Raw genomic sequence first — 26,722 nt, forward strand, 5'->3', positions numbered from 1 at the left:
GGGAAGCTTACAGTTCAAGGTAAACTTATATAATTATAAAAAATAGCCTATACAGTTTTTATATGATTTCTTAGAAAAAAAGATTTATAAAAAGTGACCAAAAATTAGCCTTGGTAAAAATTTCTAATCCCTATTAAAAAGACGACGCGCATTGTCGTATGTCCCACTTATTATTGCCCTAGTTTATTAAGAATATTATGTCACAACAAAATAAGGAGAAGGAGAAAGAAAAAGATAACGACTGGGCTAGAAATATTCAGGGAGTGGATAAATATATCAGCCAGGTTGATAGTGGAAGAAAAGGCTATTTCTGTATTGGATGCCAAAAAGAAATGGAAGCCGTTAAAAAAAGAAATCCAAGGCACAGATCTTTTTTTAGACATGTGGCAGTGGATGTTTCAAAAGGAGAGATTCCTTGCAGCTTTAGCAGCAGAGAATATCGAGAAAATCTTGTTAAAGATATCCTGCAGAGAATAAAAAAAATTAAGGTTCCGGCTTTATATAAATTCCCTCCAAAAGGAAATCAAGGTGTTCCCAGTTTTCTTCAGAATGCGAAATTCCTAACTGCCGCCTACGTTCGATCTGAGGTGACATATTATGAGAATAAAAATGGCGAAATTATGACTGGAAAGAATCCAGAAATAAATGATCGTTATCTTAACATTCGTCCAGATGTTGTGTTTTACAATGAAAAACATAAACCTATTTTATTCATTGAATTGGTTGTTACTCATAAAATTTCAGAGGAGAAAAAAATCATTTTAAAAAGAATGGGAATTGACACTGTTCAATTCATCGTGCCGAGAACTAAAGGTTCGGAAATTGAAGAAAGTTTAAAGACTACGAAACATACTAAATGGATCTATAATGAACTCGAAGCCAACACCCCTTACTCACAATTATCCTCTTCAGACGCAGAAAGATTACCATTCTTTGATGAACAGCAAAGAAAACTTTTTGAAGAATCTTACAAGTGTAGAGCAACGCAAATTAGTAATCTTATACGCTCAATTACAAGAAACCTGGAATCGCAACAATACCTCAGTACTCAACGACGATTTAACTCAGAAATATCAAGAGTTTCGAAAGCTACAAAAGAAGCTGAACAAAGATTGGAGCAAATGGAAAGAACTGCAAAGGAGGAAGTATATTCGGAATTTAAAGGAAGATTCAGAGAAATTGAAGAAGAAATTTCAGCTGTTGAAAGAGAAACAACAATATGTGAAGAATTACTCCAAAATCCTCTCCCTGAAACAGACTTACAACAGGCTGTTAACAGAGAAGAAAGAGAAACAACAGACCTTGATAAACGAGCAGGAGAAGTACGAGAAGCAAATGAAAAATTTGCAGAATACGCTGCACACGCAGAGAGAATTCTTGAAGAAGAATTTGGGCAAATCAGTGAGTCAACAATCAGAAAAATTGCTGCAGGAACTCTCGAACCAACTCCCGGAATGCTCCCCGGAATTAAAAGCATACTGGAAGCATGGGGATTTCTCAGCAATCATTATGAAGCGAGACAGAATTATAAAAGATACCGAGCATATCAAAACTTTATTAGAGGCGGAACTTGGAAAGAATGGTAAAGATTTAGAATGGCTAAAAGAAAACCTCCAAAACCGGCAGGTTCAAATAAATATTGAAAAATAAATCTAAAAATTAAACTATGGGATTTTTTAACACAGAATGTCCAAAATGCGGCAGCGAAGACGCCTACCACAATGGAGTATGTTACGAGTGTCCGGAATGCGATTATGAATGGGCTTCCGAATAATTTTCTGGCTCTAACACATAAAGTAAGCCCTTTGCCCGGCTAAGCTGGGTATAAAGTCTGTTCTTATGTTTAGTTTCTCCGTTTTGGATCTTCTCCAGCCTTTGCTTAAGAAGCAGGATCACCACAGGGGCCTCGCAACCTTTAAAGCGGCGGATGGAGGAATAATATATCTTTTCTTTTTCCCTCGCCTTTACTGGGTCTAAGACCTGGTATTCAAAACCGTTTTTATGGATCGTTAGGTCCCAGTCTTTTGTGGAGCCGTCTGTAAGGATCATGATATCCTCTTTTGGTACTTTTCCCACATTGTGTAGTTCAAGTAAGCACCTCTTTAGGGTTCCTGCAATATCCTCAGGGGAATAATCTTTAATCCTAACCTCTTCCCCATCTTCAACTCCATAAGAAACAGCATCTGTTCCAACGTACTCATTTATAAAAGTATTTATCTTTCCGGTATTCCGGTAGTTACAATTTAAAGGATGAAAGTGCCAATTTTGCCCCTGGGGCAATATAAAATTCCGCTCAAAAATGTTTTGTCGCTTGTCATAGAAAAGAAAATACTGAGCTTCTGGATTAAGATATTTGAGCAGCATATTAAGCCAGGCAACTTCGAAATCCTGGGCCTCGTCTACCAGGATCACATCAAACTTCTCTTCTTCCTGAAGTGGGTAGACCTTCAGTAATTCTTTAAACTTTTCCGGCAAACCTTTATCCCAAAAATCCCTGTCTTTTACCTGGGCCCCAAACCAGTCAGTCTCACGGTCATCCGTAAATTCTCTCATCAGGTTATGGATATTATCGGTTTTTATTTCGGGATCCAGACCTGTCTTTAGCTGGGAGCACAAATAAGTATTATAACACAAGAAGAGAACTTTTTTCCCTTTCTTGTTCAAAACCTCAGCCGCACATTTGGCCAGCACGGTTTTGCCGCTACCGGCGCCACCTTCCACTGCTAAACGGGAATGATTCCAAAGTCCGTTTAAAAAAGCTTTCTGGCTTTCTTCGGCCTTATCTATATTTATATCCATATTCTCCAGTAGCGTCCTGAAATTTTGTGAAACCTCAAGTCCCTGAAGCAGATCTTTTTGGATTTTACCTTTATATTCATCTACGGAGATTCTATTAAAATGCCCATAATCGCTTTCCCCGGCCTCTGCTGCCCTGTTCAGAGCCTCCCTGGGATCGTCTAGGTCATTCTGATCCAGCATATTCCAGGATTCACATTGGGTAGGCATATTTTCTTTGTCGATAATTCCATCAGGAAACCACAGCATCCAGCTAACTGGAACTTTCTGTTCGATAACCTCTTTATACCTTTTAAGAATATTTGAAACATATCCCATCGCCTGTAGATCAGGGCCTGTTGTCATTTCCCGGGAATTCTGGAACCAGGCATTTTCTTCAGCCTTATAAACTATCTTACCTCCTTTGACTTCTATCAAATAAATATGATCCAGCCGCTCTTCCCGAAGGTCGAATATCAAAAAGTCTATCTCGTAGTGCTTATCTTCTTCTTTGGTCTTTCCCGTAAATCCGCGACTCCAAAAAACGTCGAAATTGTGAGGGTCAAGTTTCTGAAGGGCTTCAAAAACTTTTCTTTCGCCATGATTATCGTTGTAGGTTGGAAATTTTGAGGGGTAAATCATGTGAGTGAAAAATATTTAAAATAAAACAACATAAGTTTTTCAGATTAAACTTCTTTTCTATTCCTTTTTACTATTCTTTAAAAAGTCATTATCCATTTGCCTCATCAGGTCAAATTCATTTGAAATATGAGTATCAAAAAAGTCATCTTGCAACCTTGATAAGTATGAATCAGTTATAATATCTTGTGCCAAATAGTCTTCAAAATCAGGATGTTTTTCAAGAATTCGCTCGTTCTTAATTTTCAGTTTTGAACGAATTACCTTAAAAAACTTGATTTCGCTGTATTCAACTTTTTCGTCTGCTTTGATGGTGTCTATTGCAACTTCAATCAATTTCAATTCATTTGCTTTTGTTAATTCAGTAGTCGTAAGTTCATTGAAATACCCTTTTAAAAATTGATGACCGTCTTTATTGATAGCAAGTAACAAAGTGTTCAATTCGGTATTGATGTCAATCTCTCCAAAGGTCTTGTTGTCCTTATGCAGTCGCTTTATCAATTTGATTTCCCTTTTGTCTATATCACCATCACAAGCCATACACGAAAAAGCTGTCTTGAGCAATAGTTTATTGAAATGTAATGCTTCCATATCTAATTGTTTTTAAAACCGATTCTTGGTTTGACGTTTTTTTGTTCAATATTTTTACCTTCCATTTTCGCCTTAATATTTTGGTATTTTCTTAATTCTTCTTTCGGAAAAGGTTTAAATGATTGTATAACTTTCTCCAATAAGTCCATAGTTATTCTTGAATCATCAGCCATTGCTATTGAAGTTGCTTCATTAACTATTGATTCAATATCAGAGCTAACATAGTTTTCTGTTAGTGTAGAAAGCCTGTCGTAATCAATGCCAAAATCTAAAACCATCTTTCTAACATTTAGACTCATTTCAAAAAGCGCTTTTCTCAATTTTAAGTCTGGAGGTGGTAAATAGAATTTCTTTTCCAACCGACCTGACCTAAGCATTGCAGGGTCTATCATGGCAGGGTAATTTGTTGCTCCAATTATGAAGATACCCTTTTCTCCTGTTCTGTCCATTTGAGCTAACATTTCATTTACTGCACTTTTTGACATCTCGTGAGAATCACTATCACGATTGGGAAGAAGTTCATTTATTTCATCAATAAAAATGATTGTGGGAGCATCTTTTTCGGCATCTTCAAACATCTGAGCAATGTTTTCCTGTGTAGCATTTACATACCTGCTTTTTAATCTTGATGGGGTAGATAAAATAAAATTGAAGCCTACTTCTTCGGCAAAGTGTTTCGCGAAAAATGTTTTACCACATCCCGGCGGACCATACAAAACCATACCGTTTGGTAGTTTAGCTCCATATTTTTTCGCCTTTTCAGGATTTTGTAAAACATCAATGACTGACCTTCTCATTTCGTTTTTTAAATCATCTAATCCTGCGATTGCTGAAAACCCTTTTCCTTTTTTTAATTCCTTAAGTTTCGGTTTAGATAGTTCTTGCGTTGATGAAAGCTGTTGCACTTCCATTTCTCCATTTATTGCTTTTAAAAAGTCTTTAACACTATTAAAACGATTTTCAGTATTTGGTTGTAAAGCTTTGCCGATTATATTTTGGGTTGGTAAGTCTGTAACTGAGGAAAATTTTAAAGGTTTTTTTCGCTCTTCAATGATAGCATCTTCCAACTTTATGGAATCTGCTATGTATTTTGAAATTTCAACAAACCAAGGTGGCAAACCCTCTAATAAATGATAATACAATGCTCCAACGGAAAATATATCACTTTTAACTGAGAACACTTTGTTGAAGCCTTCATTGGCTTGGTAAAATGGATTTAAACCATCCTTTAAAAAGTTTTTGTATGATTGACTTAAATAACGAGCATAACCCAAATCAATGATTTTAGGAATAGCAACTTTGCCTGATAAATCTAACATTACATTCAAGTTTGTAATGTCGTTGTGGATTATTGGGTTGTCAAAAGAGTGCAAATAATTTAATCCGTTTAAAACACCTGAAATAATATCTTTGGCCTCATAGGGATTAAGCGTGTCTTCTCGCTTCATTCTATCAGCCAAAGTCTCACCACTGATGAAATCAAGAATTGCGTATGCATACTTTTGATTTTGTATAAGTAGTTCTCCGCTTTCGATGAAATTAACCAAATTGGGATGTTTGATTTTTTTTAAAACCTGAATTTCTAGAACATCACTATTTTCATCAAATTGAGTTCTATCCAATTTTGAATAAGCAAATAGTTTCAATAATTTGGTCTTACCTTTCGGATCTTTTACCCGATAGGTTTCGGCATAACTCCCTTTTTTGAGAAAGAAAGTAATTTTATATTTGTCATTAATGAATTGACCTTTTTTCAATATTTGATTTGATTCTTTCATCTAATTAAACACCAAATACATTTTCTCCTGGTTTATCAACTTCTTCCAAACAATCAATAACTGAAATTACAATTGGATGTAATTCGTCTGTTGTTGGGTTCTCACTAATAATTTGCATTCCTTTATTCAATAGCGTTCTTGCTTTACTGCTATCTTTCCAATGGAATGAAGCGAAATTCTCATTATGGTTTCTAATAAATCCTACCAATTGATAAATTAAAGTTAGTTGGACAAAAAAGCCGCTTATCTCTTCCAGGAGTACATTACCGAGTTTTATATCTTTTGCTCTAATTACTTCATCCAACTGCGAACGGAATTGATTGACTACCTGGGTGGTATTTTCATTTCCTAAATCGTTATTTGCTTTTTCAAGTCGGTAAAATTCTTCTTTTAAAACTTCTTCTAGGTTAGGCCATTCATTCAATTTTTCAACTTGTTCAATTTCTCTTGCAAGTTTTTGAAGTTCTGAACGGGTTTCTAATCTACCTGCCTCTGTATTCTTGTTCTCAAAAATGCTTTTTACCTTATTAAGTTTTTCTTCAAATTCTGAACTACGTGGGGAATCAATATTTCTCAAACTACGTTCAGTTTCACTAATTTGCTGTTCGAGCCAATCTTTTGTTACTTCTGATTCATTACTACTAATCTCTAAAGGCATTTCAAAATCAATATCAATGAAATTTATTTTACCTGTAAAATCGCTTCCTTTAGTAAAGTTCAATGTTAAGTCAGCAATGCTACCTTCAGGAAGAAGCTTTGGTAGATCATCGCCAGTTATTCTAACTGTCGTAACGTGATTATTACTTATCGCTTTGGTTTCGGGAATTCCTTGATAAATTGGTATATCAATAAAATCATCCATTCCCGGTCGAATTTGCTTTCTAGTGGTTAAGCCATTGAATACACCTTGAGCAGGAAGCGTTTTGTCTTTTTCTAAACCCTTAATCGCTTTTAATATTTGCTTATTTGCCTTTTTATCAAAAACTTCAATACAAACTGTATGAGTCAAGGTTGCACCACCAAGAGCCGTGTCTGGTTGGATAGAAAAACTATGTGGCTCACATTCTAATTTATTACCTTTTTCATCATAAAGTAATATTGAAAAATTGTTTCTTTCGCCAGATTTTAAATGCAATTCAATTACTTCTCCAATATTATTTAGCTCAACTCTTTCACTTTTAAAAGCATCATCGCCTCTTGCTATTTCCGCAAAGACAACTCTATCTTCTTCTTTAGTTCTTATTGTAACAAATGTTTCATCACTAGCCACCATTGAATCATAATCTATATGTAACTGAACTTTCGAAGCATCTACATTTTCATCTTCGATGGTGTTATTAATTGTAGAAGCATAAATAGCAGCTCCTTTTGCTACTACGGTCATCGGATCAACACTGGTATTTGGTTTTTTTATTTGTGCTTCAAGCATTTCTCTAACAATTGGTGATAGTGTTGGGCCACCAACAAGAATTAATTCCCCGAGAGAATTTCCATCTAAATTGTTACGCTTTATCAGATCTTTACTATAGTCTATGGCTTTCTGAATAAATGGTTCAATAACTTCTTTTAGTTGTTCTCTTGTTATGGTCAAGTCAATTTCAAATTCTTCACCTTCATCATCTTCTCCATATTCATCGTATAAATTTGTTAGAATTGGGTATTTCTCTTTATAAGACAATTGGTTTTTAGCATCTTCAGCAAGTGGTTTCCACATTTCTTTAAACGCAGTAAGTTTTTCTTGATTTTCAATAATAGAATCAATTGAAAAATGCTCCTTTAGGTATGGGAGGAATATATGATCAACAATAGCTTCATCCAGGTTCTTACCACCTAAGAAGTTGTTCCCTTCAGTGTCTATGACTTTAATAATACCATCAGAAACTTTCACCAAGGCAGAGTCAAAAGTACCTCCTCCAAAATCAAAGACTAACCAAAATCCATTTTTATTTGCAGATTCAACTCCATAGGCAATAGCTGCGGCATAAGGTTCCTGAACTAATTCCACATATTCTATTCCCGCTAATTCCGCTGCTTTTTTGGTTGCATTGATTTGATTCATTTCAAATGCAGCTGGAATTGTAATGATAGCCGACTTAACACTTTCATTATCAATATATGATTTTAAGGTTTTCAAAACTTCGGCAGACAGCTCTTCAGACGATAATTCTATTCCAATTTTGTCGTCCGTTTTATATTTTACTGAATTACCCATTGTTCGTTTGAACTCAATAAAGATGTTGGACTTAAAATCAAGGGCTGTAAATACTTTCTTTTTATCTTTTGACAATTGAGCATACGCTTTATCGCCTAGCAAAAAACCTTTTTTTGTTACCATCACACAAGACGGCATTGTGTCACGCTGTGTATCTGTGCGGTGCATTTTGATCTTACCTTCATCCATTACTGCAATTGCAGAGTTGGTTGTTCCTAAATCAATCCCGTAGTCTATTTTTAATCTTGCCATTTCTTTATGATATTTTTATTCGTTGTAAGCAACTATAACTTTTGCAGCTTGTATCATTTTGCCATTATAATTGATTTGAGGTTTTATTATTCGTTTAATAATTTCTTTTCCTTCTTCAATACTATCGTCAGATTCCATTGTTGCCACCATATTCATTCCTGAATTATAGTTTTGACCTGTGAGCTGTGGTATTTCGTAGCCATAAGCTTTAAGGTTATCTAAAATTGATTCAGAGTATTTTTTAAGATGTTTGTAGCCTTTTATGTTCTTATCCATTACTTCAAGGTTCATCAGAATTCGTGTGACTTCATCCGCAACTTTTACAACTAAAGAATGATCTTTCTTTTCGTCTTCAGGTTTTCCTATTTGACTCAAGTCTTTTAATTTGAGTTGTGTATCCAAAACTTCCATTAGTTTGCTATCTAATTTCACACTTTCTTCTTCTAGCGAAGCTTTGGTTTTTTTGATTTGGGATTCAACATCGGTTTTACTAGAAGATATTCTTTTGCTGAGTAACCAATAAATTACACCTCCCAGAACTAATAAAATTAGAGTACCTATAATCCAAAAATTGCGGTTTTTACTAAGATTTTCGTCCAATTCAGAAATGCTGTTTTTTGCATCAGTATCTGCTTTTTGAATTTTACCAGTTAAATCATTATTTACAGAAGCGAGCTCAATATTGTTCCGGTTTAAAATATTACTTAAGCTATCGATGGTTTTTCTCTGTTTTCTAACTGTATCATTAAACTGATTTCTTACCTGTCTGTACGTCCTATATTCCTTATCAAGTTCCCCATATACTCTTAGAATGTCTTGCCCCTGCTGTTTCACTTCGGTTCTAAGACTTTGAATTTCTTTTACTATTGTTGAATCTGACTGTTGGGCCAATAAATTTGTCGCTCCTAGAAAGAGCGATATGAGTAATAGTTTCTTCATCGTTAATATTTTGCTGCTGAAAGTTCTGTTTTTAATTTGTATATCGTTTCTTCTTGAATTCGAATGTTGATTTTCTTTTCCTCTTTTGACTTCTGTAATAGTTTATCAATTTTCACTTGTTGAGATTGAACCTGACTTTGCTTTTTTGAGCTAACTCTAAACCATTTAAATTTTTTGATTTCATTCATTTCATTTTGAGCATTTCTAATTTCTGACTCAAAATATTCGGTTCGATTAATTTGCTTTAATTTTCTTTCAGCACTTGCCAATTTCTTTTTTATTTTTTCTGACGGTGCTAAATCAACTATAAACTTTTCAGTATGGATTAAATATTCATCTATATAAACTTCAATACGATGTAGTCCAGTATCGTAAGTACACTCTTCAGCATTTCCCCAACCTGGAAAATCGACTTTGCTAGTTTGTTTATTTAATGATTTTGTCACTACCTGAGTATAGCCTATTGGCGATGTTTTTGAGTTACGTTTAATTCCACCACGAGGGGTTATATATTTAATATGAAATGTCACTGTGGAATTCTCCTTCACTTCTAGATTAAGTTCCAGACCGATGTATCTTATGAACTTAGTAAATAAAGGCTTTTTGCCATTGGTTATCTTCGCGGATAGAATCTTAAAAGGAATTTTTGGTGGTATTATTTTGTATTTATCTATGATTCCGGCTATTACAGAATTGCTCTGGGAATTTTTTCTTAGCCAATTTGCTAATTCAATAAAATCTGATTTGAGCTGGTTGTTGGAACTATCTTTAATCTTACCTAAACTCTCCTCAGGCAAAATTGTTTTAAGCAAATCATTAACTTTTACCCAATCAATTGAATTTCTAATATTTGCCTCAACTGCTGACTTATCTATTGTTTTGTAACCTGCTATAATTTGAATATCGCTTTCTTCTAGCTCCCTAACCTGTCTCCTTATTTCTTTCTTATTTGTCTCATAAGAGTCTTTTACAGATCGTAATAGTTCAATAACTTGTAAAACTTCACGGTCTTTCATTTCTTCTAATGAGGCAAGACTGTCTTTTGCTCTATCTTTGGTTAACTTACCAACAGCTATAGAATCAGCTAATTTGGTTAGTTCTTGAGACGACTCAAGGTAATTCTTACTTGAATCATTTTCTTGACTTTCATTAAAATAGTCAATCCCACATTGCATTATCTCATTTGCCAATTGATCAGCAACTGCTTTATATTTTAGGTCGCTTGTTCCGAGTAGGGATTCTAGAAGTGATAAATCATTTTTGGTGTTTGTGTATAGCTTTAAGCCATAATCATATGTTCCAATTTTGTTCGCTTTCCGTTCCATTTTACAGCTTTCAATCTGGCTTTCGATTTTATGGATTGGTTCTTCTGTAAATTTTTGTGAAAGGTAGCTTTGTGTTAAACCGTTGCAACTAATAAACAATTGTAAGGTTACAGAATTTGAATATTGATTGGTAAATTGCGATAACAATTCATCAATTAATATTTCAGTTTGTTTTTGTTTATCTATTTTGAAAGTTTCATCTGCAACAGAATGGACGAAATTTTTAAAATAATCAGACTCTAACAGTTTTATTTTAGCTTCAATACCTGTTTTAATAACTGACTTGTTTTTACTTAAAAGCTTGACCGTTCCCAAGTTATTGAAGGCAGAGAAGTTTTTCGAATTAACGGCTTTATTAGTTGTTACTTTTTCCCATATCTCAACCGCTTTTCCCTCATCACCTTTTTTCAAATATTCAATAGCAGTGCTGTCAAACGGACTTGTATTTAAAAACCAGAACAGTGAGTAATTTACTTTGTCCTTGTTCTGCTCAAGTTTGGAAAATGCTGAATTTAGAGATTTTTTTGTTCTCTCTAAAGAACCTATTTGTTCAAAATCAACATTTGATTTAGGATTTTTACCTACCTCTACAAATTTTAAAAACTTACTTTTATTCTTTTCTAACTCTTTAGTTGTAGCGTTTGATAAAAGACCTGCAATTCGATAAGGGTTATTTTTTATTAACTCCATAGCTATATTAAATTTTCCGTGGTAAAAAAACTTTCTATTTGTTGAATTTCTTTTAAAAAAGGTTTACTGGTATAGATCCCGGTTTGCTTATTTTCTCTGACACCCCGCAAAAACACATAGATCACCCCTCCAAAATGTTCCTCATAATTAAAATCAGGAATTCTTTGCTCCAGGTAATTTTTCACCGCTACGGAATAAATGAGATACTGAAGATGGTAATTGCCTTCATTCATTGCCGCTTTCATTTGGTCTTCTCCATCGTAGTAACTTAGATCATCTCCGAGGTAATTTGACTTCCAGTCCAGGATATAAAATTTATCTTCGTGCTTAAAGAGTAGATCAATGAAGCCGGTTAGCAATCCGCTTTTGGCAGGGTGCTGCGTGTTGCAACCCAGTTCTATTCCTTCTCCACCATCAAAAGCATTTAGGCCTACAAGATCAACGTTTTGAGTGCGTAAGTCGAATTCCATTTCATTTTTCTTATTGGAATTTGGGATGTCCCTTAAAGAAATTTTTTGGCCTTCGATCTCTATATCGGCATTCAGAACCTGTTTGATCATTATAAACAGACCTTCCCGATATTCCTCCTTTTTATGTGGATAAAACCTATCTAGCAGTTTTTCCAATTCCTCACGGTGATGATCCTCAGAGCCTGTAAAATCTATATTTTCGAACAGCAGGTGAAGCATATCCCCTATCACCGTACCCCTCGGCATATCTTTGAAAATGAATAGATCATATCCCGTTGGATCACCGTTATTTTCTTTTGGGATATAGGCTCCGTGAGCGCTTATCCCGGAGAAGCTGAGATTACCAGTAAGGTGATCTGCAAGCTGAAAGTTTTCTACACCTACACCTTTCCATTTCGGTAATTCAATTTTCTTTTGCTCAGTTGGCTGAGGATCTTCATTAAACTTAAAAGAATCAATTATCGCATTTTCAGTAAAATCATCCAGAGAAGTCCTTTTATTCTTGGTAGGGATTTTAAAAACAAAACAGTTATACTTCGCCCTGGTTAATGCAACATATATTAAGCGGCGGTTTTCCTGTTCCACCTGTTCCTTATATAACTGAGACATTTCTGCACTTCCTTTTTTACTAGGATAAAATTTATAATTACCTTCTTCATCCCTGAAAGAACAAAAATTATACTTTTCTTCGACTTTTAAATCTAAGAATGGCGCAATAACTATTGGATATTCCAGCCCTTTTGCCTTATGAATAGTGATGATCTTTACAGCCTCCTCGTCGCTTTCGATACGTTGCTGAAATTCATCCTCCTCATTTACACCGGTAATTTGTTTCTGAAGATAAGAAAAGAGTCCACTCGGTTTAAGCTCCTGCCTTAATTCTGCTTCTTGTAAAAGTTCAAGGATCTGTGTAAGATTAGTAAGACTACGGAATTTATTTGCCTCCATTAGGACCCGTGTAACATTAAAATCAATCATGTACTGACGAACCGCCGCATACACACCTGACTTTACCCAGGTTTCCCTATATTCACGAAACTTATCCAAGAGATCTTCAATTTCTATTTGTGCAAGATCCTTATATCCATAGCCCGTAAATTCACTAAGCAGTGCTTTATTAATAGTATAGTCATTGGCAGTTAAAATTGCCTCAAGGATGTTCAGGAGAGCCACTGCTTCTAATGAATCTTCAAATATTTTTGATTCATCAACAGTAACTGCGGGAAAACCTGCACTAATTAGAATATCTTTTATTTCCCTGGCTTCAAAATTTGCTCTAACGAGTATTCCGATATCCGACTTCTTAACAGGTTCTTTACCAATAGTGTATTTACCATTCAGTAACTCCTGTACAAGACATAGGGTTCTTGTCTTTATCTTCTCTTTCGTTTTCTCCTGAATAATCTCAAGTGCCTTTACCTTTATTTCTTGATTGTGCAAACCTGTACTATTGTCCCCAATAGCTTCAACATCATAGTACTGGATATCATTTTCGCCATCTCCCCCAGTCCTAAAGGGATTCTTGACCTGACTATACAATGTATTGACTGCTTCCACATAAGCTTCGGAAGAACGGTAATTGATGTTCATTTTAAATAACTTCCCTTCCTCAATTTTCTTTCTGGCAGCGAAATAAGTATTTAGATCTGCTTTTCTCCAACCATAAATGGACTGTTTAGGATCTCCTATATAGAAAAGGATCTTCCCCTTTCCGAATAGCGTATAATAAATTTCATACTGCAGCCTATCTGTGTCCTGAAATTCGTCAATAAATACGGCATCAAATTTCTCCCTAATAGCTTCTTTAAAATGGTTATTATTTATTACAGCCTGGTGCATCCTGGTGATGATCTCATCATAAGTGAGTAAATGCTTTTTTTGAAGGTGGGTATTCGTTTTTTGATTTACCTCTTTTATACATTTTTTGATCAAAGTATTTACCACATTTTGGTGGCATTTGTCTAAAGCAAGGGCTCTCTTCCTCTCTTCCGGAAAAATTTCATTCCAGCAATTTGTAATATAAGCAGCACCTTTCGGATTGTTCAAAAGCCAAGATTTAAAGCTATCAAAATCCTCAAGCCGTTCAATGACTTCATCCTGTTTTTCTGTAGTAAACCTGCTAACCTTTATTTCTCTGATCCTCCCGATTATATCTTTTTTTTCCTCTTTTAAAAACAGCTTAAAATCAGAAAGTTCATTTCTGTAAAGCTCTGCATCACTATCCGAAACATCTGCAAATTCTTTCCCGCCAAGCTTCTCTTTAACTGCATCATAAAAAACGTCCAGACGAAGGCTATCTCCCCATTCCTCAAGATCTTCTACTGGCAGAACAGCAATATTCTCTCGCCAAAATTCATGGACGTAATTTTGTGATATACCCAAAACGTTAGGTTGTAATTCGAGACCAAAAGGCTGACCTGAATCCAATGCGAAATTATTAAGAGACTCCTGGCAAAAGCTATGGATCGTCTGAATAGAAGCATCATCAAGATCTGAAAGTGCTTTTTTCAATCTATATATAACTTCCTCCCGATTTTCCTGAGAAACAACAAAATCTGTAATAGTTTTTTCTTCACATTTTCCTACTTCTGCTGCCTTTATTGCCTCTCGAAGGAACCTACGCACCCGAGCGGCAAGCTCCGCCACAGCTGGTTTTGTGAAAGTAACAAGTAAAATTCGAGAGACAGGAATATTCTCCTCCAATATTAAACGGAGAGCCAGAAGTCCTATGGAATACGTCTTTCCAGTACCTGCACTTGCTTCTACCAGGTTGGTTCCATCAAGTTTTACTTTTTCCTTATTTAAAGGTTCAAAATTTATCATTCCCGTATGTCATTATTTAAATGCCTCCTCGATTGGCCCCAGATAGGTTGTATATTTTTGCATAAATTCCACTAGATTGGATTCATCCTCAAAAAAGCCGTTGTTAAACTCTCTTTGTAAATATGCTGAAGGATAACAATTCCCATAGCGTCCGAATTTGTTATTAATAAGATCTTTCAGCTTTTCAGGCCCTACTTCATCCTGAGACAGAAGTGCGATATCATTCACCTCAAAATTAAAATTAGGTGAAAAAGGAATAATCCTGCTATAGTTATCGGTGAGATCCTGAAGCCAGTTTCTCAAAAAGTCATAGGCGTTTTCTTTGGTCCACCCATTCTTTAGGACCACCAGCTCGGCCTCTGATTGTTCATCGTTTAAGTGGATATAATTCAGCTGCTGTGCTTTCCCTGATGCCAAAAGCGCTAGATATCTTACAAAGGCTATAATCTCATATTTTTTTCTTCTTTTAGAAACATTCAGAAGCAGTCCACTATCACCCAACATTTGAACTATGCCAGTTAACCGCATTGTCTGTTTATTTTTCAAAGAAAACTTGAGCGATATTTTCTCTTCAAAAAACTCCGAATCTTTTGAAAGCTCCTGCACTTTTTGCCATAATAAATTCACTCTTTCATTTGCTTCGTGGAGATCTATTTCACCAATAGATCTTAAAGGGAGCCTTCCGGACTGGATAATTTCCTTTCGTAGCTGTCCAAATTCCAAGGGAGAAGATTTAAACTTATTTTTTAAACATAAATCTTTGACTACCCAGCTGTCCAGATCATCAAGAGAAAAAATCTCCCAATCTGGTAAATCCTCCTTCTCACTATACCTAATATTAAGAACCCTATTGTAATGGTATTGAAAAGGATCTTTTAAGAAGCTTTCTAGCGTGAAAAGAGATATTTCCGTAGGTAATTTTTGGCTATTCTCTATGCCGCACTTCAAATAAACCTTGTTACTATCGCCCTTGTAATAAGTAAAAAGATCTTTCTCCTTATCTTCAAAATATTTAGAATTAAAAGCATGCAAAGGATGTTGGACTTCTTTGATCTTTGCTCCTGCCTTTTCTAAATAATCATCCAGTTCACCTATCAGGGAAGATGCTGGAATCTCTGAATTATCTTTTACATTTTGCCCTATATAGCTTAACAGCACTTTCTGCTCAGCATTTAAAAAAGTTTCCAGAAACGCACCTCGGTCGAGCATCCTGCTTTCAGGCTTTTTGTTTTCAGAAAGCAGATCAAAACTAAGATCCTGGGACCGGCGAGGGAATTCTTTAAAGTTAAGCCCCAGGAAAGCCACTACTTTCTTAGGCATACTCATTCCAGGATACAATCCTGAAAAAGTAATTCCGCCATGTCCTTTGATCTGTTGCAAATCCTTATTGAGTAATTGATCTTTTAATCGGAAAAAGAATGTATTGAAGGCTATTTCCTCATCGGCTGAAGCTTCCAAACATCCGAGCTCCAGCATGAGACCCAGGAACTGCTTTCGCTGCCATTCTTCCGGTTGTAGGAATTCATCGGCAATTTCCATCAATGTTGTATGCCAGTATGCGGCACTATGTCTTTCAGCTTTGGTTTCAAGGAATTTATTTAGCAAATCCACGAGGTGATGTAATCTAAAAAGATCATTTGCCTGCTGCCCTTCAGCGATATCTACCGGATAGATCATTTTTGCAGCAATCTCTACAGGTTCCTCACTACCCAGGCAGAAACCATAAATGAGTCGGTTTAGTCCGTTGCTGAAAGAAGCATAATTGGTTTCAAGTTCAATATCGCCTTCATACTCCCTTCGGATATTCGCATCTATAAATGCTTTCTTCAACAGATCAAGATCTTCAAAACCGAAACTTTTTTGAATGGGCTGCATTTCCAGCAAATTGAAAACTGCAGGAGCCGTGAAATCATCCTTTTCAAAAGACAACACCTGCTCCAGGGCTGTCCAGAAACTTTCTTCCCGGCCGTATCCACGGCTGACCAATTTATATGGGAATTTATAAGGAGCCGAATCAAAGACCGTCTTTATAGCAGAAATGTAGGGATCCAGGGAGGGCATACACACCATAATATCGCGCGCACCCAATTTACCTTCACTCTCATCAACGGTTTTTACCAGGAAATTATAAAGTGCTTCCACTTCTCTCACTCGTGTAAATGAATTGTAGATGAGAAGGGATTCATCTTCAGGAAGTCTTTTTGATGTTTCATCGATTAATATGTCCTTCTGTATCTTTTCAAGCAGTGTTTTTCCTTCAGGAAGTTGTACAGCCCCGGGTAATTGTCCCAACTGACTTAATTTATCATTTGTCCTAACAAAATTCTCTCCCCAGTTCTGTGCCAGGGAATTTTCCTTTTGCTTAAAATTGAGGTTAGTGCGATAGAGATGAATATCAAATTTTTCAACTTCAGTCAGGGCTTTTAAATATTCCAGGTGTAACGGACTTATATCCAGATTCCCAAAAAGATAAAGCGAATGATATTCTTTTAGAACTCCTGAATTCTGGGTAAGCAGTTTACGGAACTCTTGGGGTGATGGCTGGAGATTGTCAAATCCGCATTTTTCAAAAAGCCATAGTTGCCATTCAAGATCTTCGTTACCCTCTAATTCCTTCCATCTTCCATCTGGATCATATTCCAGGTAATCTTCAAACATTCCTGCAAGCTTTTGAGCCAGGGCAAGCCGCTTGATCTCATCTTCCCCGCAGTAGGTTTTTATCTTTGGAAATAAGTTTTTAAATTCAGCTTTTCCCATTTCTGAAAATAATTTCCAGATCAACTTCTCTTTTCCCGGCTTATCTTTTGTGGTGGGATCCAGGGAACCGATTAGTCTCTTAAAAAAGGAATTAAGGCTATGCTGCTCCAGGTTAGCGATAAACCCCAGGTTTTCTGCCAGCTTTTCTTTTAACCATTGGTATTGGGCTTTATTGGGAGAAATGATATGTACCGGCTGGAAAACAAGCTCTGAATCCCTGAAAGTAGCTTTAATATGAGTGGCAAGTTCACCTGCAAGTTCTGTATTGGAATTAGCTGTAAAAAATTGTGCCTGAGCCATTAGTACTTCTTTTCGCATGGTTAGATCCTGTTAGTTATTCCTGATGCTCTCATCACCCTGCCTTCAGAAGCTTTCAGGATAACCTCTTGCGTGCCCTGAATTTTTAGCTCTTCCTTAGCCCTTGTGATCCCGGTGTAAAGCAGTTCCCGGGTTAGCAATGGTAATTCCTCCGATTTTGGCATTACCAGTAGCACCTTTTCAAATTCAGAACCCTGACTCTTATGTACGGTCATAGCGAAAACTGTTTCCACATCGGTTAAAAGTCCGGGAGAAAAACTTCTGACCTTCTTCTCTACTGCTTCTTTACTCTCAACACCGGCTGTTCCAGTTTCTGTTTTTTTCCTCTCATCATCAAGTTGCTTCTCCTCGTCCAAGAACCAGATCCTCATTTTTCCGGTATCTTTATCCTTTCGAACAATTCCAACATCTCCATTAAAGAGATTAAGGTCGGAATGATTACGGGTAACTATTACGGGACGGTTCTCGTAAAAAACCTGGGAAAGGTTGATCTTTCCTTTTTTTGCAAGATATTTTTCCACCCTTGCATTTAATCCGGCAACACCTTGATTTCCTTCCCTTATCACGGCAAGTATGCGGAGTTCATTTAATTTTTCTATTGCCCTGGCCACATCTTTTTCAGTTATGTAAGCCTCAAAGCCCTTAATAAACTTTTGAAAGATGTTTTCCTCGTATTTCTGATCTACAACTATGGTTTTTTCATCCCTATTCCCCTCGAAAAAATTTTCAATAGTAGGTATATCGTTAGAGATCACTGCCTCACTTAATTCACCCAACTCAGGTTTTTTCACAAAACGGTAGGAATGCTGCAACTCCACCAAATGATCCTGCAGCATCGTATCATTTTCTGCATTGGTTTGAAGGTCCAATTGCGGTAGAATTACTTTTAATTCACCAATTAGATCTGCCGAAAATTGATTTTTATTTTTAACCGTATTACAAAGGTCCCCAAGCAAACTCCCTGCTTCCACGGAAGCCAACTGATTCTGGTCTCCCAGTAGGATCAGCCTAGTTTCCGGAGAAACTGAGGCTATAAGTTTTGCAAATAAAGCCACATCGATCATAGAAGCTTCGTCAACGATAATTACATCGGCTTCCACTGGATTTTCACTATTGCGTTTAAAGTACGGTGATTGATGTTTATACTCCAGTAACCTATGGATTGTATATGGTTTTAATCCTGATATATCATTTTTAAATTCCGACGGCACCATATCATTATTTGCCAGAGATTCTTTCATCCGCATCGCGGCTTTTCCGGTAGGTGCGGCCAACTTAACAACCAGTTTAGGATTTTCCTCATACAGCAGAGTTAGGACCTTGGCCACTGTGGTGGTCTTTCCGGTACCCGGCCCGCCGGTGATGATGGTGAAATTATTTATAAATGCCATGGCTGAAGCCACCAGTTGCCAATCTACTTCCAGGTTATGATCCCTTTCAGCTACCAGCTTGGTAAATAGTATTGAATTTCTCAGATGAGAGGTACGCTGGACTTTATTCTCTGCTCCTCTTTTTATGAGGCTTTCAATCCCGTCGATGATCTGAGTTTCATAGTTGAAATAGCGGGTGATGTAGAAGTTGTCTCCGTGGAGGATAAACGGTTTCTTAATCTCTTTCTCATTTCCCACAAGAGGTGACTCAACCAAACGGTTAGACTTAAGATTAATCCTATCCTCTTTATGATCCTCAAATATTTTTTTTCGATCTGCATTTACATCTATACATATACTACCTTCAGCCAGGCTTTTGGATACGGCATAGGCATAGGGTTGCAAGTCTTTTTCATTTCTGAAGAAGGAGGCGAAGTGTTGGTGGGGAGTTATGTCCTTTGGAAGCATACAGATATTATTTGACGATATGAATGAATCCTTCTATTTTCTATTTCAAATTGAAATAGAAAATAGAAGGATTATTAAGTATACCGACTATCGAACTTCTACAGTAGTAGGTCGTCCTGAATCAGCATCGGAAGAATTTTTCCATTTCCTATAATTCTCTAAATCTACTTTTACAAATTTTAGACATGCCGCAAAGACCGCAGCATCATCCAAATAGCCGACAACAGGAATAAAATCGGGAATAAGATCAATAGGGGATAATACGTATAAGAGGGTTCCACCTATAGATGCAATAACTAGCCAGGGTACTTCCTTATAATTGCCTTGGTAGTAATCTTTGAAAAGGGCGAACAAATCCTTGAAGTCCTTATAGTATTCTTTCAAATTGGAAACTTTTAAAAATTTTTCAAAGAGATTCTCTTCTTTATCGAAAATCTTATCAGCGTCCTCTTTTTTGAATTTTTTCTTTCTTTTATTAAAGGCTTTTTCTGCGTCCTCCTTTTTGAACTTCTTTTGGTATTTTTTAGAGTTTTTCCCCTTGTTCTCGTCTTTGTTTTTCATGGATTGTAGTTCTTTAAAGAATTAAAATTTAGCTTATGTAGCCTACTCCTATTAGCTGATAATTAATCGAGATTTCTCCAGGAAAAAAATGTGTATAGCTTTTTTTTATAATTGTAACATCTAAATATGAATGAACAATTTTAGCCCCTTCAGAAAACCTAATATAAAAAGTAGATTTCATAATTGATTCAGTTATGTGGTTTTAAGGGTAGGGACTTAAAATCTTGTTAAATATAAAATTAATTTTAAGGAATTATTATGGGAATCCGTATTTTTTATCGAATTAATTACGATACCATTGAATATTAATTAATTACCATTATATCTTTTAATTTAATCATCCATTCCTATAAAGGCATTCCATAAACTAACTCCCGCTGCAAAAATGAGGGTTCCCTGGTTAACTTTAAAATGATTGGGAATCCACTGGCTCAATATATAGAGAACCACCACCAGGATCACGAAAACACCGGTAAAGAGAAACAGAAACTTCCAAATGCCTCTCAAAGTTCCATAATTCGTCCAGAAGATCAATTGCCAACCTGAAGGGTATTTTGTTTCAGAATTGTCAATATTCCAAACTTTCGTCACTGGCCCTTCTTCATATTCCTTATATATATTCTTGTTTACTTTTTTCGAAGCAGGCTTACTTTTTAAACTCGTTTCTATAAACTGCACCAAAGCTTTTAAAAGCTGCAAAATTCCAAGAAGAACAAGTAAAAGAACACATAATACTAATTGAAATAACATCCCGATGAATAAAAAATCTTTATCAACAGATCCGGGCTGGGTTTTCCTTTGTGCGGAAGAAACCGCATTCACCCATTTCTCCGCTTCCAGAGTATATCGAAGATTTGTTACTGCAGAATTATCATTTGGCCTCCACTTAAAACCATTATTAGACATAGGCATAATAAAAGCTTGTATTTAGTTCATTACAATCATAAAACTAAAATTAGTAAGCGTCAAAATGTGTCGTCATGAATAAAAATTATCGGAAACGTATATCTTATTCACTTAGTTTATTTTCGAATAAGGGCTTTTTAAAAAGAGTCTATCCGTATGTATACTTGTCAAAGATGACTGGCCCAATAAAGATATTATTTCGGGACAGGGAATCAGATTAAAAAAACAAAGTGGCGTAAACCTTTTTAGTGCCGCCTTTTAATTTTAGAGTTGTAGAAGAAAAACAATTACTATCAATTAACGCATCCAGATTTAATGGAATTATCATTTCAATACTTTACAAAGTAAATTAAGAATAGTCTTTATTCAAGAACTTTGGTATAATCTTCAGGTTCTTAGGATCTATGAAAAAAGGGCCAGACTTTACGAAGTCCAACCCTGTTATTTTAAATTTATAAACGTTGGTAGAAGATTCCGTTGGAGCTCGATTACATTTCTACTAATCCCCCTACAAAAGTTCCTCCTCATCAAAATCACCAAACCAATCACGAAGTTTGTCTTTTGCGTATTGCTTAACTTCGTTGTCAATATACGCGCCTACAGTAGCTACGGCCGCTAATAATACACCTATATCATCTGCATATCCAATACCAGGTGTTATGTCTGGTATGGCATCTATTGGTGAAATAAAATAGCCTAAGGCTCCTACTATCACTCCTTTTGCCCAGACAGGTGTATCTTTTTTCTTATAAGTATAATAAAGCGTCAATGCTGAATAAACGACTTTAATACCTGCTTTTTTAAAAACAGTTTTTACCTTATTCCAGAACCCTTCGTCAGAGTATTCTTTTCCGTATCCATTATTTTCATTTTGGTCTGTCATAAAAAAATTGAATTTTAAATTATATTGATTTATACATAATGTCCAAATCTAAATTGTATGTTAAAAGGAATGAACAGCGTTTAGTAAACGTGTGGATCTTAGAAGTAATCGTAGGAAGTTTCAACTCTTTTTCAAAAACTGAATATAATTATTCAACAGTCCCCTGATCTGCTCAGCCGCAACAGGGTTGGCTGAGTGAACTTTAAATTGCAATTCCCGAAGGTCCAAACCCGATTCGTATACTAACCATTTTGCTGCGACATATCCATCTGGTGCTATTTCTCCACTTTCATCCAATCCCAGATCATTATCAAAGCTGATAAAATCAGGTAGACCGTTTTGTTTTATGTACTTTACGAAATCAGCATAATTCCTTACCACAATAAAATCTTTGGCTTCAATTGTATCATATACCATTTTTGGAATACGAATATCATCTAGAAATAACTTTTTCATACTTACTTAAACCCTACAGCTTTTCGATCTGGCGCTTTATATGGATTCTCCTCAGTTATATTAAAAATTTCCGCCAGGGTCATTGCTTCATTCACATTATAATCTAATCCCTGTTCCTTAATTAATGTTGTAGCTTTTATTCCAGGTAAGGCTTTAAATTCGTACGCCGATTTCAACCTACCTTTTCGTTTAAGTGCTGGATCTATATTTCTCACATCGGTATTAAAAGTTGCAATGATTTGTATTCCCAGGGACTCCCCTAGAATTCCGTCGGTAATATTAAGTATCATGGATAAATTGGAATTGCGCTGACCTTCCCGGGAAACAATCAGTTCTTCTGCATCTTCTATTACCAGTATTGAATTTGCATTTCCTATCAGGTATCTTATCATTGCTACATTGTCTAAATTCTGAGCCATTTGTCCCGGTAGAAATACTATTTCTTTTTTTAATAGACCACACAAATACCGAATGTAGGTGCTTTTTCCAGTACCAGGTTTACCGTAAAGTAAGTGAAGTCCACTTTTATTTTCTTCTCCAAGAATTTGAATAATTTGATTATGAAAAGTTTCAAAATCATCATTATACATTTTAGAGAGATCAATTTCGGGATTTTTAAAATTGATCTTCTTGTTATCCAGGCCTCTTGGTTGACTTATTATTAAATTAATAGAAGATTTATTCTTTTCTTCTATGATTAATTTTTTGGTGAAATCTATAATATCACTTAATAACTCACAGGTTTCGTTTTGGAATAATATATATATTTCATCACTATCCTGAATTACTAAGATCTCCTTGTCCAGTACATATACAAAGTCATTTTTAAAGTCGCTATTCTTTGACTCTTTCTTAAAGTGATATCCTAAAATATAATCTTGAAAACGCTTAGGAAAATCTAAATGAAATGCCTCCATATCTACTTCCTGGTAAGAATACCGACTGGGCACTTTTCCAAAATACCCAATAAACAGCGTATCTATATCCAAATCACCCCACTTATCAAAAAGTGAGCTTAAATCAAATCCCGGTAGAAATTTCGGCTCCTTATTATTCTTATAGTTCATAGTAATCTTACTTTCGGTTCTGAAATCAGAATAAGATTCCGCTTCGTCCTTTAATTTTCCTTTACCTCTACATATTGGAAAAGTCACAGACTGAAGCGGATCTATTCTTAACATTAAACAACACGAAGCAATTAACTTCGCTATTTATATTTTCAAAGATGAAAGGAAAGGACGCCAAACTATGACGTGAGAGAATTAATGCTGAAAAAAATTACTACTATACATCTGCCAAACATCAATCAAGGCTAATTAATATATTAAGCCAGGCCGTTATATTTTAGCGGCTTTTTTTATTTATTTTCGCTTTATGAACCTACGCCCCCTGCTTCATACTTATAGCATTTTATTTTTTCTGCTGCTATCCTCCTGCACCAATGAAAAGATGTCTTCTGAGTCTTCTGAACAAATCAGGACAGATTTTTCATTTACCTATTTTGAAAAGGGAAAAAATTCTAAAGAAATCAGGGAAAAAATCTCTAATTTCAATAAGGCACTTCAAAGCATCGCGGATAAAAACGACACCCTCTACCCTCTCCTCTTAGACTATAAAATATATTACCATAAGCGTTTAAAGCAATATGATAGCGCGCTTATTTTTGCAGATAGTCTTGAGCGATTGGCAACTTTTAAAAATGAAACAGAGTGGCTCGCTCTTGCTCTTTACCGAAAAGCAGTTGTTAACCGTTATTTAGATGATCAGGAAAAAGTTTTTCTATATGCTTTTGAAGCACGTAAACGCTATCTTCAATTAGGGGATAGTACAAAAGCGGCTCGTAGAAGTCTAGAAATGGCAATAGCTCAAAGTAGGATGCAGGATTATACTGGAAGCCAGGAATCAGCTACTGAAGCTTTACGCCATCTTAATAAGGAAAAAGATCTCCAATATTTAAGCAGTGCGCATAATATTATAGCTATTGCATATAGAAATCAGGGCTTTTATAAAGATGCGCTTAAGGAATATAAAAATGCACTTCGTTACGCTTCTAATTTAGATGATAGTTTAACCTATAAAAACAATATTGGATTAGTATATCGAGACTTGAAAAATTACGAGGAAGCAGTTTCAATTTTTGACGAAACCTATTCCAAGGTTTCTGTGAATGATTACAGTTCTAGAGCAAGATATTTAAACAATCTGGAATTTTCGAAATGGCTAACAGATAACGATAAAGAGGTTTCCTCAGGATTACTAAAAGCTCTTCAATGGAGAAAATCTTCAAATGATCATACTGGAATCATATCAAGCTATGAGAATTTAGCGAAGTATTACGAAAAGACTAATAAGAATTTAGCTCTTGAATATTCTGAAAAATGGTTGAATGCCGGTAAGGAAAATAACAATCTCCAGGCTCAAATAGATGCATTAGAACAACTTCTCGTAATTACTCCTGGCGACAAGGATTATATTTCAGACTATATTCAGCTTAGCGATAGTTTAAAAAAGATAAACTTACGGGTCAAAAATACCTTTGCCAAAATAAAATTTGATGAAGAACGCAAGCAACAGCAGATTTCCGGTTTGGAGGCTTCGGCGGCTCTACAGGCCTTAGAAAACCAAAAGATTAAAACCCGGAATTATATCCTGATATTTATCGTAATTTTTGCAATTGTCTTGGCAATTTTCATCGTTTATTATCTAAGAGAAAAACACAAAAAAGAGAAGATTCGCGAGACCCATAAGACAGAAACTAGGATCTCCAAAAAAATTCATGATGAGCTGGCCAATGATGTTTATAACGTAATGAGTAGCCTGGAGGCAATCGCACCAACTGAAACGATGGACAGAATTGAACACATTTACAATCGTACCCGAAATATTTCCAGGGAAAACAATGAAATTAATACCGGGGAGGGATATCTAGATCAGCTAGTGTCATCGCTATCTTCTAATTGTCCCAGAGACGCCAGACTTATTTTAAGCGGGGAAAAAACCATTGCGTGGAATGATTTAAATACTGAGAAGAAACTTGTTATTTATAGGGTGTTGCAGGAGATCATGATCAATATGAATAAACACAGCAAAGCAAGTTTGGTGGCTTTTATATTTTCTTCTGAAAAGAATCTATTAAAAATTCAATACTCCGATAACGGGATTGGTGTTAAAAAGGAAAGCCTTAAATCAGGAAATGGCGTTCAAAATATGGAAAACCGTATTTTTTCTATAAATGGAAAACTTAAATTTGATACCGAACAGGAAAGAGGATTAAAAATACTCATCCAAATTCCAATATAGATTAAGGGTATGTTTAAAAAGGTATTAGTTGCAGAAGATATGGACAGCATTAATCACGCTGTAGCATCTATTTTAAATGAATTGAATATTCCGGAAATAACTCACGCGCAATACTGTGACAAGGCCTGGCTTTCGGCTAAAAAAGCTTCACAAGATGACGAACCTTTCGATTTACTTATCTGTGATCTCTCATTTAAAGAAGATCATCGCGATGAAAAGATCAAATCAGGAAAAGAACTCATCGCCCTCTTAAAATCTGAATATCCCGATCTGAAAGTTCTTGTAAATTCCATTGAAGATCACCCCCAAACGGTAAGAGAATTATGGGAATCTGGTAATATAGATGGTTATGTTTGTAAAGACCGAAGAGGATTAAAAGAACTAAAAATAGCAATTGAAAAACTATGGCAAGGGAAAACCTATAATTCCCCAACAATAGAGAAGGCTTTAAACAAAAATAATTTACTGGTTCTAAACGATTTTGAAATCAATATTGTAAAATTTCTTTCCAACGGACTTACCCAAGACCAAATCCAAGAGGAATTAAAAATCCTGAATATAAAACCCAGAAGTAAAAGTGCGATTGAAAAAAGGTTAAAAGATTTGAGAGATGAGTTTAACGCCAACACTAATCCTCATTTAGTTTCCATAATGAAAGATCTACAACTAATATAATATTTAAAATTAGGTAAATATTGAGTTGAATTTATTTTAGAGGAGAATGGTTTATTTTGGGTGAAGAAGTGTATAAAAATTCAATCTAAACGTTAAAGTTTGTTAAAGCGATACCAATTCGGTGACCAATAAATTTTGCCCCTTTGGGAGGCCCAGTAAACACTACATAATTGAAATTCCGGTCGTCCCCTCCGACAGCAATTTAAACAATAACCCCTGAATTTTATTACAAAAAAAGAGGCTGTCTGAAAAGGCAGCCTTTTTTGTTGTATTATTTTCTGGTTTTTAGTATTTTCATGTAATGAAAGCCAAAGCAGTATTTAAGACCTATGACCAGTCGCAGTTAAGTCTTTTACCTCCCAGTTATGATGATCTGGTCCCTGCCCATCATCCCGTTAGGATCGTCAATACGATTATTGATCAAATCGACATCGCTGACCTGGAGCGAAGTTATAAAGGAGGAGGTACCTCCAGTTACCATCCCCGGATGTTGCTCAAGGTGACCATCTATGCGTACCTTCGCAATATGTATTC

Annotated in this window: 19 protein-coding genes; 5 read left to right on the forward strand and 14 right to left on the reverse strand. The window is 35.6% G+C overall.

What is annotated here, in order from left to right; translation table 11 throughout:
* The first annotated feature begins 197 nt into the window (after nucleotides 1-197).
* Both B5440_RS11435 and B5440_RS15835 read left to right on the forward strand, forming a co-directional pair.
* Nucleotides 198-1,586 (forward strand): hypothetical protein, encoded by a 1,389-nt coding sequence (locus B5440_RS11435; RefSeq protein ID WP_070053950.1) that lies wholly within the window; start codon nucleotides 198-200, stop codon nucleotides 1,584-1,586.
* An 80-nt stretch (nucleotides 1,587-1,666) separates the two neighbouring features.
* Entirely contained in the window at nucleotides 1,667-1,774 is a 108-nt protein-coding gene (locus B5440_RS15835; protein WP_079711132.1) for a hypothetical protein, read from the forward strand.
* Here the strand turns inward: B5440_RS15835 and B5440_RS11445 are convergent.
* The 14 genes from B5440_RS11445 to B5440_RS11510 all read right to left on the reverse strand — a co-directional run bounded on the left by B5440_RS11445 (nucleotide 1,753) and on the right by B5440_RS11510 (nucleotide 23,280).
* Nucleotides 1,753-3,417 carry an AAA family ATPase gene (locus tag B5440_RS11445; protein WP_070053951.1) on the reverse strand — a complete coding sequence of 555 codons (1,665 nt, stop codon included), beginning with the start codon at nucleotides 3,415-3,417 and terminating at the stop codon, nucleotides 1,753-1,755. The genes B5440_RS15835 and B5440_RS11445 overlap by 22 nt on opposite strands.
* Before the next feature lie 57 nt (nucleotides 3,418-3,474).
* Nucleotides 3,475-4,005: a hypothetical protein gene (locus B5440_RS11450; RefSeq protein ID WP_070053952.1), complete on the reverse strand. Its 531-nt coding sequence runs from the start codon at nucleotides 4,003-4,005 to the stop codon at nucleotides 3,475-3,477.
* Between the two features lie 2 nt (nucleotides 4,006-4,007).
* Entirely contained in the window at nucleotides 4,008-5,783 is a 1,776-nt protein-coding gene (locus tag B5440_RS11455) for an AAA family ATPase (RefSeq protein WP_070053953.1), read from the reverse strand.
* Nucleotides 5,784-5,787: 4 nt separating this feature from the next.
* Nucleotides 5,788-8,247, reverse strand: coding sequence for an Hsp70 family protein (locus B5440_RS11460; protein ID WP_070053954.1), 2,460 nt, complete (start codon nucleotides 8,245-8,247; stop codon nucleotides 5,788-5,790).
* Nucleotides 8,248-8,262: 15 nt separating this feature from the next.
* On the reverse strand, nucleotides 8,263-9,186 hold the full coding sequence (locus B5440_RS11465) for a hypothetical protein (RefSeq protein ID WP_070053955.1): 924 nt from the start codon (nucleotides 9,184-9,186) through the stop codon (nucleotides 8,263-8,265).
* Nucleotides 9,187-9,188: 2 nt separating this feature from the next.
* Nucleotides 9,189-11,201, reverse strand: a complete 2,013-nt coding sequence (locus tag B5440_RS11470; RefSeq protein ID WP_070053956.1) for a hypothetical protein — start codon at nucleotides 11,199-11,201, stop codon at nucleotides 9,189-9,191.
* A 2-nt stretch (nucleotides 11,202-11,203) separates the two neighbouring features.
* Nucleotides 11,204-14,494, reverse strand: coding sequence for a UvrD-helicase domain-containing protein (locus B5440_RS11475; RefSeq protein WP_070053957.1), 3,291 nt, complete (start codon nucleotides 14,492-14,494; stop codon nucleotides 11,204-11,206).
* Nucleotides 14,495-14,506: 12 nt separating this feature from the next.
* Complete coding sequence (locus B5440_RS11480; RefSeq protein ID WP_070053958.1) at nucleotides 14,507-17,569, reverse strand: exodeoxyribonuclease V subunit gamma; 3,063 nt, start codon at nucleotides 17,567-17,569, stop codon at nucleotides 14,507-14,509.
* Nucleotides 17,570-17,571: 2 nt separating this feature from the next.
* Nucleotides 17,572-19,407 (reverse strand): exodeoxyribonuclease V subunit alpha, encoded by a 1,836-nt coding sequence (gene recD / locus B5440_RS11485; RefSeq protein ID WP_070053959.1) that lies wholly within the window; start codon nucleotides 19,405-19,407, stop codon nucleotides 17,572-17,574.
* 87 nt (nucleotides 19,408-19,494) lie between these two features.
* Complete coding sequence (locus B5440_RS11490; protein WP_070053960.1) at nucleotides 19,495-19,968, reverse strand: YkvA family protein; 474 nt, start codon at nucleotides 19,966-19,968, stop codon at nucleotides 19,495-19,497.
* Nucleotides 19,969-20,301: 333 nt separating this feature from the next.
* Entirely contained in the window at nucleotides 20,302-20,880 is a 579-nt protein-coding gene (locus B5440_RS11495; RefSeq protein ID WP_070053961.1) for a hypothetical protein, read from the reverse strand.
* 502 nt (nucleotides 20,881-21,382) lie between these two features.
* On the reverse strand, nucleotides 21,383-21,757 hold the full coding sequence (locus B5440_RS11500; RefSeq protein WP_070053962.1) for a YkvA family protein: 375 nt from the start codon (nucleotides 21,755-21,757) through the stop codon (nucleotides 21,383-21,385).
* Nucleotides 21,758-21,877: 120 nt separating this feature from the next.
* Complete coding sequence (locus tag B5440_RS11505) at nucleotides 21,878-22,213, reverse strand: cyclic-phosphate processing receiver domain-containing protein (RefSeq protein WP_070053963.1); 336 nt, start codon at nucleotides 22,211-22,213, stop codon at nucleotides 21,878-21,880.
* Between the two features lie 2 nt (nucleotides 22,214-22,215).
* A complete protein-coding gene (locus tag B5440_RS11510) occupies nucleotides 22,216-23,280 on the reverse strand; it encodes an AAA family ATPase (RefSeq protein ID WP_157823642.1) in 1,065 nt (354 codons plus the stop codon).
* A 382-nt stretch (nucleotides 23,281-23,662) separates the two neighbouring features.
* On the opposite strand from B5440_RS11510, the gene B5440_RS11515 reads away from it, so the two are divergent.
* The 3 genes from B5440_RS11515 to B5440_RS15840 form a co-directional block, all read left to right on the forward strand.
* On the forward strand, nucleotides 23,663-25,513 hold the full coding sequence (locus tag B5440_RS11515; RefSeq protein WP_233425376.1) for a tetratricopeptide repeat-containing sensor histidine kinase: 1,851 nt from the start codon (nucleotides 23,663-23,665) through the stop codon (nucleotides 25,511-25,513).
* Between the two features lie 9 nt (nucleotides 25,514-25,522).
* Complete coding sequence (locus tag B5440_RS11520) at nucleotides 25,523-26,188, forward strand: response regulator (RefSeq protein ID WP_070053966.1); 666 nt, start codon at nucleotides 25,523-25,525, stop codon at nucleotides 26,186-26,188.
* 301 nt (nucleotides 26,189-26,489) lie between these two features.
* Nucleotides 26,490-26,722: transposase (locus B5440_RS15840; protein ID WP_143533310.1), on the forward strand; the 233-nt coding region annotated here is incomplete at its 3' end.

This window comes from Salegentibacter salarius (assembly GCF_900168265.1).
Classification (GTDB): domain Bacteria; phylum Bacteroidota; class Bacteroidia; order Flavobacteriales; family Flavobacteriaceae; genus Salegentibacter; species Salegentibacter salarius.

What these genes read in the sequence shown, in the direction of transcription:
- B5440_RS11435 (WP_070053950.1), top strand. Translation starts at nt 198, where the DNA reads ATGTCACAACAAAATAAGGAGAAGGAGAAAGAAAAAGATAACGACTGG.
- B5440_RS15835 (WP_079711132.1), top strand. Translation starts at nt 1,667, where the DNA reads ATGGGATTTTTTAACACAGAATGTCCAAAATGCGGCAGCGAAGACGCC.
- B5440_RS11445 (WP_070053951.1), bottom strand. Translation starts at nt 3,417, where the DNA reads ATGATTTACCCCTCAAAATTTCCAACCTACAACGATAATCATGGCGAA.
- B5440_RS11450 (WP_070053952.1), bottom strand. Translation starts at nt 4,005, where the DNA reads ATGGAAGCATTACATTTCAATAAACTATTGCTCAAGACAGCTTTTTCG.
- B5440_RS11455 (WP_070053953.1), bottom strand. Translation starts at nt 5,783, where the DNA reads ATGAAAGAATCAAATCAAATATTGAAAAAAGGTCAATTCATTAATGAC.
- B5440_RS11460 (WP_070053954.1), bottom strand. Translation starts at nt 8,247, where the DNA reads ATGGCAAGATTAAAAATAGACTACGGGATTGATTTAGGAACAACCAAC.
- B5440_RS11465 (WP_070053955.1), bottom strand. Translation starts at nt 9,186, where the DNA reads ATGAAGAAACTATTACTCATATCGCTCTTTCTAGGAGCGACAAATTTA.
- B5440_RS11470 (WP_070053956.1), bottom strand. Translation starts at nt 11,201, where the DNA reads ATGGAGTTAATAAAAAATAACCCTTATCGAATTGCAGGTCTTTTATCA.
- B5440_RS11475 (WP_070053957.1), bottom strand. Translation starts at nt 14,494, where the DNA reads ATGATAAATTTTGAACCTTTAAATAAGGAAAAAGTAAAACTTGATGGA.
- B5440_RS11480 (WP_070053958.1), bottom strand. Translation starts at nt 17,569, where the DNA reads ATGCGAAAAGAAGTACTAATGGCTCAGGCACAATTTTTTACAGCTAAT.
- recD (WP_070053959.1), bottom strand. Translation starts at nt 19,407, where the DNA reads ATGCTTCCAAAGGACATAACTCCCCACCAACACTTCGCCTCCTTCTTC.
- B5440_RS11490 (WP_070053960.1), bottom strand. Translation starts at nt 19,968, where the DNA reads ATGAAAAACAAAGACGAGAACAAGGGGAAAAACTCTAAAAAATACCAA.
- B5440_RS11495 (WP_070053961.1), bottom strand. Translation starts at nt 20,880, where the DNA reads ATGCCTATGTCTAATAATGGTTTTAAGTGGAGGCCAAATGATAATTCT.
- B5440_RS11500 (WP_070053962.1), bottom strand. Translation starts at nt 21,757, where the DNA reads ATGACAGACCAAAATGAAAATAATGGATACGGAAAAGAATACTCTGAC.
- B5440_RS11505 (WP_070053963.1), bottom strand. Translation starts at nt 22,213, where the DNA reads ATGAAAAAGTTATTTCTAGATGATATTCGTATTCCAAAAATGGTATAT.
- B5440_RS11510 (WP_157823642.1), bottom strand. Translation starts at nt 23,280, where the DNA reads ATGAACTATAAGAATAATAAGGAGCCGAAATTTCTACCGGGATTTGAT.
- B5440_RS11515 (WP_233425376.1), top strand. Translation starts at nt 23,663, where the DNA reads ATGTCTTCTGAGTCTTCTGAACAAATCAGGACAGATTTTTCATTTACC.
- B5440_RS11520 (WP_070053966.1), top strand. Translation starts at nt 25,523, where the DNA reads ATGTTTAAAAAGGTATTAGTTGCAGAAGATATGGACAGCATTAATCAC.